15 protein-coding genes are annotated in these 16,179 nt (G+C 70.2%); 5 read left to right on the top strand and 10 right to left on the bottom strand.

Annotated elements, in window-relative coordinates; translation table 11 throughout:
* Nucleotides 1–191 precede the first annotated feature (191 nt).
* Entirely contained in the window at nt 192–1,214 is a 1,023-nt protein-coding gene (locus OG230_RS10210; RefSeq protein ID WP_328909845.1) for an endonuclease/exonuclease/phosphatase family protein, read from the top strand.
* A 126-nt stretch (nt 1,215–1,340) separates the two neighbouring features.
* Nucleotides 1,341–2,564 carry an MFS transporter gene (locus OG230_RS10205; RefSeq protein WP_328909844.1) on the top strand — a complete coding sequence of 408 codons (1,224 nt, stop codon included), beginning with the start codon at nt 1,341–1,343 and terminating at the stop codon, nt 2,562–2,564.
* 96 nt (nt 2,565–2,660) lie between these two features.
* Here OG230_RS10205 and OG230_RS10200 read toward each other — a convergent pair whose 3' ends face one another.
* The 6 genes from OG230_RS10200 to OG230_RS10175 form a co-directional block, all read right to left on the bottom strand.
* Nucleotides 2,661–4,415, bottom strand: a complete 1,755-nt coding sequence (locus tag OG230_RS10200) for an NAD+ synthase (protein ID WP_328909843.1) — start codon at nt 4,413–4,415, stop codon at nt 2,661–2,663.
* An 80-nt stretch (nt 4,416–4,495) separates the two neighbouring features.
* A complete protein-coding gene (locus OG230_RS10195) occupies nt 4,496–6,073 on the bottom strand; it encodes a multicopper oxidase family protein (protein ID WP_328909842.1) in 1,578 nt (525 codons plus the stop codon).
* A 60-nt stretch (nt 6,074–6,133) separates the two neighbouring features.
* Nucleotides 6,134–6,553, bottom strand: a complete 420-nt coding sequence (locus OG230_RS10190) for a hypothetical protein (RefSeq protein WP_328909841.1) — start codon at nt 6,551–6,553, stop codon at nt 6,134–6,136.
* 90 nt (nt 6,554–6,643) lie between these two features.
* The gene (locus tag OG230_RS10185) at nt 6,644–7,069 is read right to left on the bottom strand and encodes a CBS domain-containing protein (RefSeq protein WP_328909840.1); all 426 of its coding nucleotides are present in this window, start codon (nt 7,067–7,069) and stop codon (nt 6,644–6,646) included.
* A 129-nt stretch (nt 7,070–7,198) separates the two neighbouring features.
* The gene (locus OG230_RS10180; RefSeq protein ID WP_328909839.1) at nt 7,199–7,951 is read right to left on the bottom strand and encodes a DUF305 domain-containing protein; all 753 of its coding nucleotides are present in this window, start codon (nt 7,949–7,951) and stop codon (nt 7,199–7,201) included.
* Nucleotides 7,948–8,628, bottom strand: a complete 681-nt coding sequence (locus OG230_RS10175) for a DUF3105 domain-containing protein (RefSeq protein ID WP_328909838.1) — start codon at nt 8,626–8,628, stop codon at nt 7,948–7,950. The genes OG230_RS10180 and OG230_RS10175 overlap by 4 nt, the downstream gene beginning before the upstream one ends.
* Nucleotides 8,629–8,871: 243 nt before the next feature.
* Between OG230_RS10175 and glnA the strand changes: the two genes are divergently transcribed.
* Nucleotides 8,872–10,233, top strand: coding sequence for a type I glutamate--ammonia ligase (gene glnA / locus OG230_RS10170; protein ID WP_328909837.1), 1,362 nt, complete (start codon nt 8,872–8,874; stop codon nt 10,231–10,233).
* Between the two features lie 537 nt (nt 10,234–10,770).
* On the opposite strand, the gene OG230_RS10165 is transcribed toward glnA, so the two are convergent.
* The gene (locus OG230_RS10165) at nt 10,771–11,496 is read right to left on the bottom strand and encodes a TetR/AcrR family transcriptional regulator (RefSeq protein WP_328909836.1); all 726 of its coding nucleotides are present in this window, start codon (nt 11,494–11,496) and stop codon (nt 10,771–10,773) included.
* Nucleotides 11,497–11,608: 112 nt separating this feature from the next.
* On the opposite strand from OG230_RS10165, the gene OG230_RS10160 reads away from it, so the two are divergent.
* Together OG230_RS10160 and OG230_RS10155 are read left to right on the top strand one after the other, a co-directional pair.
* Nucleotides 11,609–12,697 (top strand): alpha/beta fold hydrolase, encoded by a 1,089-nt coding sequence (locus tag OG230_RS10160; RefSeq protein WP_328909835.1) that lies wholly within the window; start codon nt 11,609–11,611, stop codon nt 12,695–12,697.
* Nucleotides 12,698–12,973: 276 nt separating this feature from the next.
* Nucleotides 12,974–14,206, top strand: coding sequence for a PP2C family protein-serine/threonine phosphatase (locus tag OG230_RS10155; RefSeq protein WP_328909834.1), 1,233 nt, complete (start codon nt 12,974–12,976; stop codon nt 14,204–14,206).
* Nucleotides 14,207–14,241: 35 nt separating this feature from the next.
* Here OG230_RS10155 and OG230_RS10150 read toward each other — a convergent pair whose 3' ends face one another.
* The 3 genes from OG230_RS10150 to OG230_RS10140 form a co-directional block, all read right to left on the bottom strand.
* Nucleotides 14,242–14,952: a hypothetical protein gene (locus tag OG230_RS10150; protein WP_328909833.1), complete on the bottom strand. Its 711-nt coding sequence runs from the start codon at nt 14,950–14,952 to the stop codon at nt 14,242–14,244.
* Nucleotides 14,949–15,278 (bottom strand): hypothetical protein, encoded by a 330-nt coding sequence (locus OG230_RS10145; RefSeq protein ID WP_328909832.1) that lies wholly within the window; start codon nt 15,276–15,278, stop codon nt 14,949–14,951. The genes OG230_RS10150 and OG230_RS10145 overlap by 4 nt, the downstream gene beginning before the upstream one ends.
* A gap of 245 nt (nt 15,279–15,523) precedes the next feature.
* Nucleotides 15,524–16,114: an acyl-CoA-like ligand-binding transcription factor gene (locus OG230_RS10140; RefSeq protein WP_443051527.1), complete on the bottom strand. Its 591-nt coding sequence runs from the start codon at nt 16,112–16,114 to the stop codon at nt 15,524–15,526.
* Nucleotides 16,115–16,179 lie beyond the last annotated feature (65 nt).

Raw genomic sequence — 16,179 nt, 5'->3', positions numbered from 1 at the left:
CGCGCCGAAGGCTCGCGCGAGTGTGATCGTTCTGTCACAAGGCCCCGCAGCCGTGTCCTGAACGGAACCCGCGGCGCCGCCCCGGTCGTCCTGTGGTGCGTACGGCCGTCGTGGACGGCGGGAAAACGCCGCCCATCGCCTAGGGTCGTGGGGCGCGGCGATGTGTAGGGCAAGGCAGTGAGGACAGCGCGATGGTTCAGGCGTACGGAGCGGACACCGGCAACGGCAGCGTGGAGCCGCCCCACACCGGAACCCGCTTCCAGGGCCTGCGCGAGAGATGGACGGCGGACCGCGGGATCTGGCGGCGCGGGATCGTTCTCGCCGCCTGCTCGGTCCTCATCACCCTTCTGATGATCTTCCACGCGGAGATCCCGAACACCATCGGCAACCTGGGCAGCCTCACCGAGACGTTCCTGCCGTGGCTCGCGGTCTTCGTCCCCGTGCTGCTGGTCCTGGGTCTCGTACGGCGCTCCGCGACCGCGCTGGTGGCGCTGCTGCTGCCGGTCGTGGTCTGGCTCAACCTCTTCGGCGGCCTCCTCACCGACAAGTCCGGCGCGGGCGGCGACCTCACCGTGGCCACCCACAACGTCAACGCCGACAACCCCGACCCCGCGGGCACCGCGCAGCAGGTGGCGGGCTCGGGCGCGGACGTGGTGGCCCTCCAGGAGCTGCCGGGCGGCCAGGTGGCGACGTACGAGACCTCGCTCGCCGCCCGCTATCCGTACCACTCGGTGCAGGGCACCGTCGGGCTGTGGAGCAAGTACCCGATCAGTGACACCCGTCCCGTGGACATCAAGATGGGCTGGACCCGGGCGATGCGCACCACGGTCGCCGCTCCGGAGGGCCGGATCGCGGTGTACGTGGCCCACCTGCCGTCCGTGCGGGTGAAGGTGAAGGCCGGGTTCACGGCCAACCAGCGGGACAACAGCGCCGACGCCCTCGGCGAGGCCATCGCCGACGAACGGCTCGAACGCGTCGTCCTGCTCGGTGACCTCAACGGCACGATGAACGACCGCTCGCTGAACGCCGTCACCTCCCAGATGCGCTCCACACAGGGCGCGGCGGGCGACGGCTTCGGCTTCAGCTGGCCCGCCTCGTTCCCGATGGCGCGCATCGACCAGATCATGGTGAAGGGCGTCGAGCCCCTGTCGTCGTGGTCGCTCCCGGCGACGGACAGCGACCATCTCCCGATCGCCGCGCGCGTCGAACTCTGACGCAACGGCCCGTTCACCTCGCGGCATCGTCCGTCTGCGACACTTTGTTCCGGTTGATTACTTAACCGATCCCGGCAATGAGGCCGGCACCCCCGCCCTTGTTGTCGCCGAAAGGTTCTTCTCCCCATGCCTCTGGCCCTGCTGGCCTTGGCCGTCTCCGCGTTCGGCATAGGGACGACCGAGTTCGTGATGATGGGCCTGCTGCCCAATGTCGCGGACGACCTGGGTACGTCCGTGCCCACCGCCGGCTACCTCGTATCGGCGTACGCGATCGGCGTCGTCCTGGGCGCCCCGCTGCTCACCGGCCTCGGCTCCCGCATCCCGCGCAAGCGGATGCTCCTGCTCCTGATGGCCCTCTTCACGGTCGGCAACCTGGCCTCGGCGCTCGCCCCCGGCTTCGGCTGGCTGCTCGCCGGCCGGCTGCTCGCCGGGCTGCCGCACGGCGCGTTCTTCGGCGTCGGCGCGGTCGTCGCCGCCACGCTGGTGGCGGAGGGACGCCGGGCGCGGGCCGTCGCGACGATGTTCCTGGGCCTCACCGTGGCCAACATCGTCGGCGTACCGGCGGCCACGCTGCTCGGCCAGCACCTGGGATGGCGGGCGACCTTCCTGGTCGTCGCGGTGATCGGACTGTGCGCGATGGCCGCCCTCGCCCGCCTCGTCCCGCAGATTCCGCTCGACGCCCAGCAGAACGTCCGCCGCGAGCTGCGGGCGCTGGGCAACCGTCAGGTGCTCCTCGGGCTGCTGACCGCGGTCTTCGGCTTCGCCGGGGTCTTCGCCGTCTACTCCTACCTCTCGGCCATGACGACCGAGGCGATGGGCTTCGGCGAGTCCTCCGTGACGCTGGTGCTGGCGCTGTTCGGCATCGGGATGACCCTGGGCGCGCTCGCGGCCGGACCGCTCACGGACCGCGCCCTGCGCCCCACGCTGTACGGGTCGCTGGCGGCGCTCGCCGTCGTCCTGGTCGTCTTCCCCTTCACCGTCCATGTGCAGTGGGCGGCGCTGGTCATGGTGGTGCTGCTGGGAGGGGTCGGGTTCATGACGACCACACCGCTGCAGATGCTGGTCATGAACAAGGCCAAGGACGCGCCCACGCTCGCGTCCGCCTCCAACCACTCGGCCTTCAACCTCGCCAACGCGGGCGGCGCGTGGCTCGGCGGCGTGGCGATCGCGGCAGGCTGGGGCTGGACGTCACCGGCCCTCGTGGGCGCGGTGCTGGCGGTGGTCGGCCTCGGGATCGCGGCCACGGCCGGTCTTCTGGACCGTACGCCGGGTGCGTCCCGGGTCGTGGCGGGCGGGGACCGCGTCCCGGCACACGAAGCGGAATCCGGAGCCCGGGCGGAAGCCCACTGACCACCCGCCCCGCGCGGGCCGGCCCGTCCTCGAACGCCGGGGACGGACCGGCCGCCGGGGCGGCACCGGCCCGTCACCGCCCCGGTGCCCGTCCCGTCACCCCGACTCGCGCCACCGGTTCGTGATCGGCAGCCGCCGGTCCTTGCCGAACCCCTTGGGCGAGATCTTCGTCCCCGGCGGATACTGCCGCCGCTTGTACTCCGCGGTGTCCACCATCCGCAGCGTCTTCGCCACCAGCGCCTCGTCGAAGCCGGCCGCGACGATCGCGTCCCGCCCCTGGTCCCGGTCCACGTACAGCTCCAGGAGCCGGTCCAGTACGTCGTAGTCGGGCAGCGAGTCCGTGTCCACCTGCCCCGGCCGCAGTTCGGCGCTGGGCGGCTTGGTGATCGACGCCTCGGGGATCGGCGGCGTCTGCCCCCGCTCCTCCGCCGCCCGGTTGCGCCACTTCGCGAGCCGGAACACCGAGGACTTGTAGACGTCCTTGATGGGGCCGTACGCGCCGACGGAGTCCCCGTACAGCGTCGAGTACCCCACCGCCAGCTCGGACTTGTTGCCCGGTGCGAGGACGATCTGGCCCTCCTGATTGGAGAGGGCCATCAGCATCGTGCCGCGCAGCCGCGACTGGAGGTTCTCCTCGGCGAGCCCGGTCAGTTCCAGCGAGCCCATGTACGCGTCGAACATCGGCTCGATCGGCACGGTGCGGAAGTTCAGCCCGGTGCGCCGGGCCAGCTCGGCCGCGTCGCCCTTGGAGTGGTCCGAGGAGTACTTCGACGGCATCGAGACGCCGTACACGTTCTGCGCCCCGAGCGCGTCGCACGCGATGGCCGCGACGAGCGCCGAGTCGATGCCGCCGGAGAGCCCGATCAGCACACTGCTGAAACCGTTCTTCGCGGCGTACGCGCGGAGCCCCACGACCAGCGCCGAGTACAGCTCCTCGTCGTCGTCGAGGCGCTCGGCATAGCCGCCCAGCAGCTCCGGCTCGTACGCCGGAAGGGGCTCTTCGGAGAGCACCACATGGTCGATGCGCAGCCCGTCGTCCACGACCCCGGACGGCGCCTCCGCCGCGGCGGCGGGCAGTTCCAGGTCGAGGATCACGCTGCCCTCGGCGAACTGCGGGGCGCGGGCGATCACCTCGCCGTGCTTGTCGACGACGATCGAGTCACCGTCGAAGACCAGCTCGTCCTGGCCGCCGATCATCGCGAGGTACGCCGTGGTGCAGCCGGCCTCCTGGGCCCGCTTGCGGACCAGTTCGAGCCGCGTGTCGTCCTTGTCCCGCTCGTACGGCGAGGCGTTGACGGACAGGAGCAGCCCGGCCCCGGCGGACCGCGCGGCGGGCACCCGGCCGCCGTCCTGCCAGAGGTCCTCGCAGATCGCGAGTGCCACATCGATGCCGTGGACCCGCACGACGGGCATCGAGTCGCCCGGCACGAAGTACCGGAACTCGTCGAAGACGCCGTAGTTGGGCAGGTGGTGCTTGGCGAAGGTCAGCGCGATCCGCCCGCGGTGCAGCACCGCGGCTGCGTTCTGCGGGGACCCGGCCGGCTGGCCGTACCGGGCCTGGGCCTTGCCGGAACGGTCCAGATAGCCGACGAGGACCGGCAGCTCGCCGAAGCCCTCCGCCAGGAGGCGGGCGGCGAGCGCGCTCAGCGCGTCGCGCGACGCCTCGACGAAGGACGACCGCAGGGCCAGATCCTCGACGGGATAGCCGGTCAACGCCATCTCGGGGAACGCCACGAGATGGGCGCCCTGCTCGGCGGCGTGCCGGGTCCAGTGGACGATCGACTCGGCGTTTCCGGCGAGATCGCCGACCGTCGAGTCGATCTGATTCAGTGCGAGGCGTAGTTGAGGCACGCCGCCCAGTCTAATCGTCTTTCTGACGCGATGTCCTGGCGGACCGGCAGAATGCGGGGCCGGACCGCCAGGACGGGGGGTCAGCGCCGGTAGCCGAGGACCGTCATCATGCCCGCCTCCGCGTGGTAGACGTTGTGGCAGTGCAGCATCCACAGGCCCGGGTTGTCGGCGTCGAAGTCCACCGTCAGCGGACGCTTCGGCAGGATCACCGCGGTGTCCTTGCGGGCCCCCGCCGCACCGCCGGCCAGCGCGAAGGTGTGGCCGTGCAGATGCAGCGGATGCCACATCGCGGTGGTGTTGTGGAACTCCAGCCTGACCCGCTCCCCGGCCTCCACGGGATGACGCCGGCCGGCGCGGTACGGCTCCCTGTCGAAGGCCCAGTCGTACGCCGCCATGGAACCCGTGAGCGAGATGCGGATCGTACGGTCCGGTGCGCGCGCGGCCAGCGCGACGGACGCGTCCGGAACCAGCCGGTCGGCCGTCACCAGCTTCCCGTCCAGCTCCTTCGGCCGTACGGAGGCGGCGGGCGCCGCGCCGCCGCCCGTACGCAGCAGGGCGAGCGCCGACGCCTTCTTGCCCTCGGCGAGCGCGGTCAGCGGGAACACCCCGTCCCCGGCGGTGACCAGCACGTCGTACCGCTCGCCCATGCCCAGCAGCAGGGCGTCGGTCTCCGTGTGCCGGACAGGGAAGCCGTCGGTGTGTGTGACGGTCATCCGGTGGCCGCCGAGCGCGACCCGGAAGGCGGTGTCGCCGCCCGCGTTGACGATGCGCAGCCTGATGCGGTCGCCGGGCCGGGCGGTGAAGGACGAAGGCGACTGCGGGGTACGGCCGTTGACCAGGTAGTACGGATAGGCGACGTCGCCCGCGTCGCCGCCGAGCAGTTCGCTGGTGGCGCCCATCATCATGCGCGAGGGCCCGTCGCCCTCGGCCCGCGCGGACATCTGCGACATGTCGTGCCCGCCGTGCTCCGTGCCGCCGTCGCCCCCACCGTCCCCGCCCATGCCCTTGCCGAGTTCGGCCAGGACCGCGTCGGGTGTCGAGCCGTCCACTCCGTCGACCCAGTCGTCGAGGACGACGACCCACTCGCTGTCGTACGCGAGCGGTTCCTTCGGGTCCTCGACGATCAGCGGCGCGTACAGCCCGCGGTCCTGCTGGACCCCCGAGTGCGGATGGAACCAGTACGTGCCCGGGTGCGGAACCGCGAACCGGTAGGTGAAGTCCGCCCCCGGTGCGATGTTCCGCTGCGTCAGACCCGGGACCCCGTCCATGTCGTTGCGCAGGGCGAGGCCGTGCCAGTGCAGTGACGTCGGCTGCGGCAGATGGTTGGCGAGCGTGAGCGCCAGGGTGTCGCCGGCGGTCACCCGGACCTCGGCGCCGGGCAGCCGGTCTCCGTAGGCCCAGGAGCGGACCGTGCGTCCGCCGCCCAGGTCCAGGCGGGCCGGGGTCGCGGTGAGCGAGACCTTCCGTACGGGGCCGGAGCCCCGCCCGGCCTCGGCCGCCGCGACCTCCTTGCCGTCGGGCGACACGAACCGGTCGCCGGTCTTCGCGCCGGAGGCCGTACGGGTCGGCGTACCACCGGAACAGGCGGCGAGAACGCCCGTACCGGCCAGGGCGATTCCGGAACCGAGCACGGCTCGGCGGGTGTGCTGTGCGGACATGGCTGAGTGCACCTCAAAGAAGTCGGTGTGCTGGAGGAGGGCGGAGGTGGACGCCCGCTCCTAGATGCGCAGCACCGACAGACTGGTGAGAAGGGTCCTGCGGGGTGGCGGATTCGGCCAGGGAACGAGCGGCAGCCGCACGGCCGCGCCGTCGTTCGGGGGGCCCGAGCGGCGCGGCCCGAGCAGCCGGAGGGCGATCAAGGCCACGGCCCAGGTGCTCAGCACGGCGAGGCAGACGGCCATCGGGTCCATGCCGCTCATCGGCGGCGCGTCGGCGTCCGGAGCGGCCGGGCGGGGGAGTGCGGAGGAACCCGCTGGGGCGGTCTCCGCCTCCGGGTGGCCTCCGTGCGCCACGGTCGCCGTGGTCCCGGGCGGCGAGTGCTCGGCGGGATGTCCCACGGTGTGCATCGTGGCGATCCCGAACAGCAGCGCGACGAGCAGCAGCCACTGCCCGAATGCCCCGCTCCTCTTCCGCTCCACGCCGGACACCCTACCCCCTCCGGGTATATGAACCGTGGCCCGGCACCCCCTTCGCCAGGGGTGCCGGGCCACGGCTGTCACGGGGGCGCGTCAGTTGCGCGAGTAGACCTTCTCCGCCCAGCCGGCGATCTGCTCCTCGGAGAGGTGCTGCGCCAGATCGGCTTCGCTGATCATGCCGATCAGCATCTTGTTCTCGATCACCGGGAGGCGGCGGATCTGGTGCTGCTGCATCTCCTCCAGCACCGCTTCGACGCCCGCGTCCGCGTCGATCCAGCGCGGCGTGCCCTGGGCGAGCTCGCCCGCGGTCACCTTCGACGGGTCGCGGCCCATCGCCACACAGCCGACCACGATGTCGCGGTCGGTCAGGATGCCGACCATGCGGTCCTGCTCACCGTTGGCGGAGATGGGCAGCGCGCCCACCTTGTGGTCGCGCATCATCTGCGCGGCGCGGTCGAGCGTCTCGTGGGCCGGGATCCACTGGGCCCCGGTGTGCATGATGTCTTTGGCGGTGGTCATGAAGGATTTCCTCCTGGGTGCCGGCAGGCACTGGCGTACGACCCCGAGCGCACCCCATCGTCACGGGGCCGCCCGGGGCACGCGACCGCTGCCACCCGTTCGGGTGGGCGCGGCCGGTGACCGTACGCCTCAGGGGCGGGGCTTCGCGCCCCTGGCCTTCAGCATGTCCGCCATCAGGTCCAGCTCGGACCGCTGCGCGTCGACCATGCCCTGGGCGAGCCGCTTCTCGACCCCGACGGTGCACAGGCCGGCGCAGCCGCGGGCCATGTCGACACCGCCCTCGTGGTGGTCGGTCATCAGCTGGAGGTACAGGATCTCCGCCTGCCTGCCGTCGGCCGCGCGGAGCCGGTCGAGCTCGGTCCTGGTGGCCATGCCGGGCATGAGGGCCCCGTCGTGGGCGGTGAACCCCGAGCCCTCCGTCCCCGCAGTGCCGCCCATGTCGTGCCCGTCGTGACCGCCGTGTCCACCGGCCATCCAGTGCATCGGCGGCTGCCCGTCGGGGGCGGTCTTCGGCAGCTCCCACAGCTCCAGCCAGCCGAGCAGCATGCCCCGCTGGTTGGCCTGGGTGTTGGCGATGTCGTACGCCAGACGCCGTACGTCCTCGTCCCGCGTGCGGTCGCGCACGATGAAGGACATCTCCACGGCCTGCTGGTGGTGGACGGCCATGTCGCGCGCGAAGCCCGCGTCGGCCGACCCCGCCGAGGGGACCGCCGGCGCGTCCGCCCGGCCGCCCGCCGCGTCGTCCCGCGCGGAGGCGACCGTCGCCGCCCCCGCGAACAGCAGGGCGAGGGCGACGGCGGAGCCCGCCACCCACCGGGTGCGCCGGGTGCGCCGCGCGCCCTCGTCCGCCGGCTCCGCGCCGGTGTCGGGACCCCGCGTCACCCGGCGGCCCCGATCCCGCCCGTGCAGGGCGCGCCCGGCTCGGGGGTCTGCGGGCCCTGCACGTACTTCGCGAAGAACTGGGCCACCCGCCGGTCGTCGGCGCTGTCCACCGTGACCTGCTTGCCCCAGGCGCTCAGCATGATCGCCCCGGACTGGTCCGCGTAGGGGCTCATCAGCGAGTACGGGGTCCTGTCGACGCGGCTCGCGAGCTTCTGCACATCGGCCTCGGCGGCCTGGTCGTTGTAGGTCACCCATACCGAACCGTGTTCGAGGGCGTGCACCGCGTTGACGTCGGGGACGGCCTTCTCGTATACGACGCCGTCGCAGTTCAGCCACGCCTGGTTGTGGTCACCGCCGACCGGCGGCCTCATGGCGTACTTCACCTCGCCCGCGACGTGGTTGCGGGTCAGCTTCTTCGGGTCCCAGGACTTCTCGTCCTTGACGGGCTCCGCGGCCAGTGCCGCCTTGTCCTCCGCGGGCTGCTTGGCGTCCTGCGCCACCGCGTCGGACTCCTTCTCCTTCGCCTCGGACCTGTCCAGCACGAGGTACGAGCCGAAGCCGACCAGACCGGCGACGACCAGGGTGCTCAGCGCTATGACGGCGACCCGGTTGCGGCGGTCGCGTGCGCGGTCGGCACTGCGCATCTGCTCTATGCGGGTCCTGCGGTCGAAACTCATGTCGGCCAGTCCTTCTGCGAAGGGGTGGAGAGGGGAAAATCAGGTCCGGGGACCGGTGTGCGGGGGGCGGTTGCGAAGCCGCCGGCCCCCTTGCACGCCTTGGGCGCCGATCGTAGTGGGTGGCCGAGTGCTCTCTCTCACACCGAGTGCGTAATCTGGGTGAAATCCCGGGTCGTGATACTGGAGTTCCTCCCCTACCCCGGGCGGTGGTGCACAGACCGTCTGAACTGCAAGGATGTGGCTATGGACAAGCAGCAGGAATTCGTCCTCAGGACACTTGAGGAGCGCGACATCCGCTTCGTACGGCTGTGGTTCACCGATGTCCTCGGGTTCCTCAAGTCCGTCGCCGTGGCCCCCGCGGAGCTGGAGCAGGCGTTCGACGAGGGCATCGGCTTCGACGGCTCGGCCATCGAAGGGTTCGCCCGGGTGTACGAATCGGACATGATCGCCAAGCCCGACCCCGGCACGTTCCAGATCCTTCCCTGGCGTGCGGAGGCGCCCGGCACGGCCCGGATGTTCTGCGACATCCTCATGCCCGACGGTTCGCCGTCCTTCGCCGATCCGCGCTACGTGCTCAAGCGGATCCTCGCCAAGACCTCCGACCTGGGCTTCACCTTCTACACCCACCCGGAGATCGAGTTCTTCCTGCTGAAGGACAAGCCGCTCGACGGCAGCAGGCCCACGCCCGCCGACAACTCCGGCTACTTCGACCACACCCCCCAGAACGTCGGCATGGACTTCCGCCGCCAGGCGATCACCATGCTCGAATCGATGGGCATCTCGGTGGAGTTCAGCCACCACGAGGGCGCACCGGGCCAGCAGGAGATCGACCTGCGGTACGCGGACGCGCTCTCGACCGCCGACAACATCATGACCTTCCGCCTGGTCATGAAGCAGGTCGCGCTGGAGCAGGGCGTGCAGGCGACCTTCATGCCGAAGCCGTTCTCGGACTACCCGGGCTCGGGCATGCACACCCACCTCTCCCTCTTCGAGGGCGACCGCAACGCGTTCTACGAGTCGGGCTCCGAGTACCAGCTCTCCAAGGTCGGCCGCTCCTTCATCGCGGGCCTGTTGAAGCACGCCGCCGAGATCTCCGCGGTCACCAACCAGTGGGTCAACTCGTACAAGCGCATCTGGGGCGGCTCCTCGCGCGCCGCGGGCGCGGGCGGCGAGGCCCCCTCGTACATCTGCTGGGGCCACAACAACCGCTCCGCCCTGATCCGCGTCCCCATGTACAAGCCCGGCAAGACCGGTTCGGCCCGCGTGGAGGTCCGCTCGATCGACTCGGGCGCCAACCCCTACCTGACGTACGCGGTGCTGCTCGCCGCGGGCCTCAAGGGCATCGAGGAGGGCTACGAACTCCCGGCCGGCGCCGACGACGACGTCTGGGCCCTCTCCGACGCCGAACGCCGCGCGATGGGCATCGAACCCCTCCCGCAGAACCTCGGCGAGGCGATCGCCCTCATGGAGAAGAGCGAACTGGTCGCCGAGACGCTCGGCGAGCACGTCTTCGACTTCTTCCTCCGCAACAAGAAGCAGGAGTGGGAGGAGTACCGCAGCGAGGTCACGGCCTTCGAGCTGAAGAACCTGCTGCCGGTGCTGTAACCGCAGCTCAGCGCCTTGGGGCGCATGCACGTGGCTTCGGGCCGACGGTGTCGCACCGTCGGCCCGAAGGCGTTTCACCTGCCCTGGGCCGCCTGTGGGCCGTCCGGTGCTGAATCAGGCCCGATGGCCGCTGGGACTTGGGTGGAAGAGCACTCGCTCTGCCTCCCTTGGGTGGAACGATCATGGCGTGGCTGGTGTGATCACGGCGTCGGAGCCGTCCTGGATAACCCCGCTGCACATCGGGTACCAGGTGAGGGTTGCAAACGGCCACCTCGTGTTCGGCCCACCGAAGCGCAACAAGGAACGCGACGTGCCCCTGTCTGATCGAGTAGGGGAAGCACTCAAGCAACACCGGGAGAAGTTCCCTCCCGTAGGTGTGACACTGCCGTGGCTGCGGCCGGACGGCCCGCTCGTCACCAGCTCCTGTTCACCCGTGCAGATAGAGGCGGCGCCGTCCGGCGCACCGACTTCAACACCTGACGTGGCCGGCCCCGAATGCTGCCATGGCCGAAGACGAGCAAAGCGGCATAGAACCGCTCACGAGGGGATCAGGACTGCCACCCCATCGAGGATCCGCTCCAGGCCGAAGTCCAGCGGGTTCCCATCTTGCGGAGCGAAGGTGCCCGCCGCGATCGCCTCCGTCAGGGCGGGGAAGCGCTCCTCGTGCCGCTGCAAGACCTCGGCCGTCAGGTGCGCCCACTCTTCATTCGCCGCCGCGTCGTGGTCGACGTACTGCTGGGCGATATTGCGAATATGGCCTACGAGCAGCAGGAACGTGTCATGCCGCTGGGTGGCCGGCAATCCCGTACCGGCCAGTGCGGCCAAGGCCGAGTCGAGCCAGCCGAGTTGATGTGGGCCCATGATCTGGCGGCGCATGCCGGTCGCCGTCAGGACCCATGGGTGGCGGCGGTACATCGCCAGGCACTGTCGGGCCCACTCGGTCAGCTGCGGGCGCCAGCCGCCGGGGATGTCGGCGACCGGGGCCGGGGGGCCGATCGCGAGGTCGACCATCAGGTCGAGGAGTTCCGTCTTGCCGGGAACGTACCGGTAGAGCGCCATCGCGGTGACGCCGAATTCCTTGGCTACCCGCGCCAGTGAGACCGCGTCCAAGCCCTCCCTGTCGGCGATCCCGATAGCCGCCTCCGCGATCCGGCCCGCGCTGAGCGAGGGCTTCGGGCCCCTGCTCGGCAGCTCCTGCTCGCCCCAGAGCAGCGCGAAGCTCGCCTTCACGTCGGCCTGCTTCCCGACCTTCTTCGCGGCCACCCGCGCCTCCTCTACCGATCCCCGTTGACACCCCACCCTAACTGTTTATAACGTATAGCTAACCGCTTACGGCATATACAGTTTGCTCGAACGGGACACCCAGGGAGTCGTCATGATCGCCACCATCGCCGCCTCGTCCGCAGCCGTCCTCCTCGCCGCACCCGCGGCCGGTGTCCTTGGCCACCGCGCCCTCAAGCGATCCCGCAACGCTTCACTGATGAAGATCGACACCCCGAACGGCATCGACGAGCAGGGATTCGTCCGCATCGGCGGCATCGAGCAGTGGATCTCAGTACGCGGCGAGGATCTCTCGAACCCGGTCGTCCTGGAACTGCACGGCGGCCCCGGAGCCTCGACCGCGATCTTCGGACCCCGCACCAGATCCTGGGAGAAGCACTTCACGATCGTCCGCTGGGACATGCGCGGTGCCCTCAAGACCCTCGGTCGCAGCGGTCCGGAAGGACAGGGCGAAATGACCTTCGACCGGATCTACGGCGACGCGATCGAAGTCACCGACCACATACGCACCCGCCTGGGCGCCGACAAGATCGTCCTGCTCGGCCTCTCCTACGGAAGTGCCTTCGGCCTGCGGCTCGCCCGCGAGTTCCCCGAGCGCTACTCCGCATACGTCGGCACCGACCAGAACATCCACGACGCCGGCCGCGACGACTCCGTACACCAAGCCCTGCTCACCCGGCTGCGCGCGGCCGGAAAGCGTAAGGAGCTGGCGGTAGTCGAGGCGCTCCACCCCGATGAGCGGCGGTGGACGGCCCGCGAGCGCGCGATGCACGCCAAGCTGCTGGCCACCAGCGACCCGCTGACCCTGGACACGATGAAGAAGGTCGTCATGGGGTCCCTGTGGTTCTCGCCGCTGCACTCGCTGCGTGAACTGGGGCGCTTCGTGAAGGGCATGACCCTCTCGGAACAGATCACTCACGCCACCGCCGGGTCCGACGACTGGGCGGACGGGACGAAGTTCGAACTCCCCTTCTTCATCGTTCAGGGCGAGAAGGACGTGCTTACGTCGCCGGAGCTCGCCCGCCGCTTTTTTGACGACGTCGAGGCGCCCGTCAAGGGCTTCGCGTTGATCGAGGACTGCAGCCACTTCGCGGCGTTCCGACGGCCGGAGCGGTTCCTGGAACTTCTGCTGGCTCATGTGCGTCCGGTGGTCGTCAGCGCGTCGCCTGCGGCAGGCGTCTGACCGGGTGCCGGCCAGACACCCAGCTGTCCAGGCCGCATCGAGCCACCCGGACAGGCCAGAAAGCATCAGAAGTGTGGGGAGATCACCCGAGCAGGTTTGGCCGTCCGAGGGTGGCCGTGCTCGCGCGCGGCTGCTGCGCGGTACGGCACGGGGCGCCTCCGAATTGCTCCAAGGTGCGCGGAGCGGCTTCGGCCGCAAGACTGGAGTCAGCAGTGGGTGTGTGCGCCCAGGATCGGCGGTGCCCGGATGACAACGTGGGACGGCACGGTACGTCGCATGCTGGTCGACCTGCTGGAGGCCAGCCACCTCGTGCCCCTGGAGTCGTTGCCCGAGTCCCTGGACCGCTGCGCCGCTCCCGCCGGATTCCCGACTGTGCTCGTGTACCTGTCGGACTTGGAGCTGCGGTGCCTGCGGCTGCTCACCGGCAAAGGACCGGATGCCGGCCAGGATCCCGGGGACGACCCGGCGGAGTTGCGGATCGACGGCACCGTGGCCGGACGTACCTACCGGACTGGGGAGATCCTCCCTGCGGGACCTGTAAATGACGACGGTGTCCGCGCATGGTGGGTTCCGATGCTGAACGGCATGGAACGCCTCGGGGTGATGAAGGTCTGCACCTCTCGTGAGGACGATATGGTGCGCGAGGACGCCGATGCATTGGCCGCACTCACCGCCCTGGTCGTCGCGAGCAAGCGGGACCGCAGCGACTCGTACGCCCGGCTCGCGCGGACCGCGCCCATGTCCGTCGGCGCGGAGATGCAGTGGAATCTCATGCCGCCGCGCACCTATGCCGACGGCCGGGTTGTCATCGCGGCAGCGCTGGAGCCCGCTTATGACGTCAGCGGCGACGCCTACGACTACGCGACGGCCGGAGCCCACGTCCATCTGTCGATCTTCGACGCCATGGGCCACGACACCGCAGCAGGGCTTACTGCGAACCTGGCCATGGCCACCTGCCGCAACTCCCGACGCCAGGGATGCGATCTGGTCGAGACCAGCCAACGGATCGAGGCCGACCTGATCGAGCAGTTCCACCACCAGCGCTACGCCACCGGCATCCTCGCAGAGTTGAACGCCGCCACCGGTCTGCTCACTTTCGTCAACCGCGGCCACCACCTGCCCCTGATCATCCGGGCCGGCCGCTGGAACAGTAGGTTGCGGTGCGAGCCGGCCCTCCCCATGGGCATCGACCTCGGTCTGCCTGTCCATCCGTGCCGCGAACAGCTGGAACCCGGCGACCTGGTCGTGCTGTACACCGATGGCATCACCGAAGCACGACGAGCGGGAGGTCCGGAATTCAGCCTCGACCGGTTCGTGGAACTCCTCATCCGGTGCCACGCCGACGGGCTACCCGTTCCCGAGACCCTTCGCAGCGTCGTGCACGCCGTCTTGGACCACCACCACGGACAACTCCAGGACGACGCCACCATCCTGTTCTGCGAGTGGCTGGGAACAGACACCCAGCCCTCCGCCCAGGCCGCGCACCTGGAGAACGTATCGAGTCCGTGATCAATCAGCGCCCTGGATGAGGCCTTTGATCCAGATCAACAGGTGGGGGCCGGGGCCGCTTCGGTGGTCCCGGGTCCCCACGGCACATGGCGCAGGACCCCGGGCTTCGCGTTCTTGCCCGGGCTCCCCGCCTTGTCCGCGCCGCTCTCCTTCGCCTTCTCCTTCTTCTTGGCTCCGGTGGCGGGCACCACCCGGACCGTGACGCCCTTGGCGTCCACCGCGACGAGTTCGCCGCAGACCGGGCCCTCCGAGGTCCGTACGGTCACGAGCTGGGTTTCCGGCTTCTTCTCCTCGGCGGCCGGTGCCGTCCAGGTGAGCAGCACGGCCGCCACGACCGCGAAGACGCCGCCGGTGGTCGCCCGGCGGACGAAGTGGATGCGGTCCACGATCCGCTTCCGCTCCTCCGTCTCCCAGTCGAGCAGGCGCAGCGCATCGGCGTACTCCAGATGGTCCCCGGGCTTTCCGTGCGCCGCGGACACCGCCGCGTACGCGGCGGCCAGGAGGCCCGCGAAGGCGCAGACCAGGAGGGCGGTCACCGCCAGCCGGTAGCCGGTGGTGAGTTCCGTGACGTTGTCGCGGCCCTTCAGGATGAGGACGGCGGTCAGCAGGCCCGTGGCCAGGGTGAGGAAGTTGCGCCACCCCTCGGCCTGGCGGCGTGCGATGTCCAGTTGCCCGTCCAGGATCTCCTGGAGACGTGCGTCGGCCCGGTCCAGCTGGTCCGTCGTGTACGGGCCGGCCCCGCTCACGAGGTGCCACTCTCCGGCGGGCGCACCGCGACCCAGGAGAGGCCGCAACCGCCCTTCTGCTGGGTGTCCTGGGGGTGCGGAAACGGGCACCGGCACGTCATGTACGTCTTCTCCCCGCCCCTGCGGGCGGCCTTCGCCGGACCTCCGGGACCCTTGGTGACACCGACCTGTACCTCGACCGGCGGCTGGTAGCTGTTCTCGCCCAGGCAGCGCGGGCAGTCGCCGTGGACGGTCAGGCTGTCCCCGGTGAACTCCCAGGTGAAACCGGTGACGTCGGTCGGGTGCTGGCGTCGTAGGTAGTGCGCTGTCCCGTCATGCTCCGGCATGGTCCGATGCTCCTTCTCCGCTGGGTGAGGGGTCCCGGCGGCAGCCGGGGACCGAAGAGGTCCGCGTGGTCCTGGAGCCCGCCGCGTACGCCCGCGGCCGGAGCGGGACGGGGCCCGGCACCGCGATCGGCAGGGCCCGCCTTCGGCCGGTTCCCGTGGTTCTGCCGTACCGCATATCCGCCCAAGTCCCCTTCCCCGCAAGAGATCCAGGCGGAGATTATGTCAGGGGGAGAGTCCCGGCAGGGTCAGTTGAAACTACGGGCCATCTCGTCGAGGATCCCGTCGATCAGTTCACCGGGATCGCCGGTCAGGTCCTCCTCGATCCACATGCGCATCGCGATGCGCAGCGAGGAGAGGAACGCGGCGGCCATCACCTGCGGACGCACCGCGCCCGTCGCCGGTCCCGTGCGCTGGGCCACGGCCTCGGCCAGGTCCCGTTCCATCGCGGCGTGGTTGGCGAGCTGGCGTGCGAGCAGGGAAGGGTGCCGCAGGGCGAGCCTGGTGCGTACGGCCCATTCGCGTTCGGGCGGCGCGACCCTCCGGGAGAACTCCGTCATCGCGGCCCGCAGCGCGGGCCAGGCGGGCTCGTCGGACGGCCGTTCGCGTACCGCCGCGACCAGGGCCTCCATCTGCTGTTCCTCGCCGTACAGGAGGGCGTCCTCCTTGCTCGCGAAGTAGTTCGAGAACGTTCTGCGGGAGATTCCGGCCGCGTCCGCCACTGCCTCCACCGTCACCTGGTCGAAGCCGTGCTCGACGGTGAGGCGCAGCGTCGCTTCGTGCACGGCCCGGCGGGTGGCTTCCTTCTTGCGTTCCCGCAGTCCCACAGAGCTCTCCATGCTGTCCATTATCAACGCGCCCCTTCGTGCCCGATGGGCATTATTGCGCAGTGAGCAAAATTGCC

Origin of the sequence: Streptomyces sp. NBC_00234 (assembly GCF_036195325.1) — a bacterium.
Lineage (GTDB): Bacteria > Actinomycetota > Actinomycetes > Streptomycetales > Streptomycetaceae > Streptomyces.
This window is presented reverse-complemented; position numbering and strand designations above follow the sequence as displayed.

Coding starts and splice junctions, on each gene's coding strand:
- OG230_RS10210 (WP_328909845.1), top strand. CDS start 192: ATGGTTCAGGCGTACGGAGCGGACACCGGCAACGGCAGCGTGGAGCCG.
- OG230_RS10205 (WP_328909844.1), top strand. CDS start 1,341: ATGCCTCTGGCCCTGCTGGCCTTGGCCGTCTCCGCGTTCGGCATAGGG.
- OG230_RS10195 (WP_328909842.1), bottom strand. CDS start 6,073: ATGTCCGCACAGCACACCCGCCGAGCCGTGCTCGGTTCCGGAATCGCC.
- OG230_RS10185 (WP_328909840.1), bottom strand. CDS start 7,069: ATGACCACCGCCAAAGACATCATGCACACCGGGGCCCAGTGGATCCCG.
- OG230_RS10175 (WP_328909838.1), bottom strand. CDS start 8,628: ATGAGTTTCGACCGCAGGACCCGCATAGAGCAGATGCGCAGTGCCGAC.
- glnA (WP_328909837.1), top strand. CDS start 8,872: ATGGACAAGCAGCAGGAATTCGTCCTCAGGACACTTGAGGAGCGCGAC.
- OG230_RS10160 (WP_328909835.1), top strand. CDS start 11,609: ATGATCGCCACCATCGCCGCCTCGTCCGCAGCCGTCCTCCTCGCCGCA.
- OG230_RS10155 (WP_328909834.1), top strand. CDS start 12,974: ATGCTGGTCGACCTGCTGGAGGCCAGCCACCTCGTGCCCCTGGAGTCG.
- OG230_RS10145 (WP_328909832.1), bottom strand. CDS start 15,278: ATGCCGGAGCATGACGGGACAGCGCACTACCTACGACGCCAGCACCCG.
- OG230_RS10140 (WP_443051527.1), bottom strand. CDS start 16,114: ATGGAGAGCTCTGTGGGACTGCGGGAACGCAAGAAGGAAGCCACCCGC.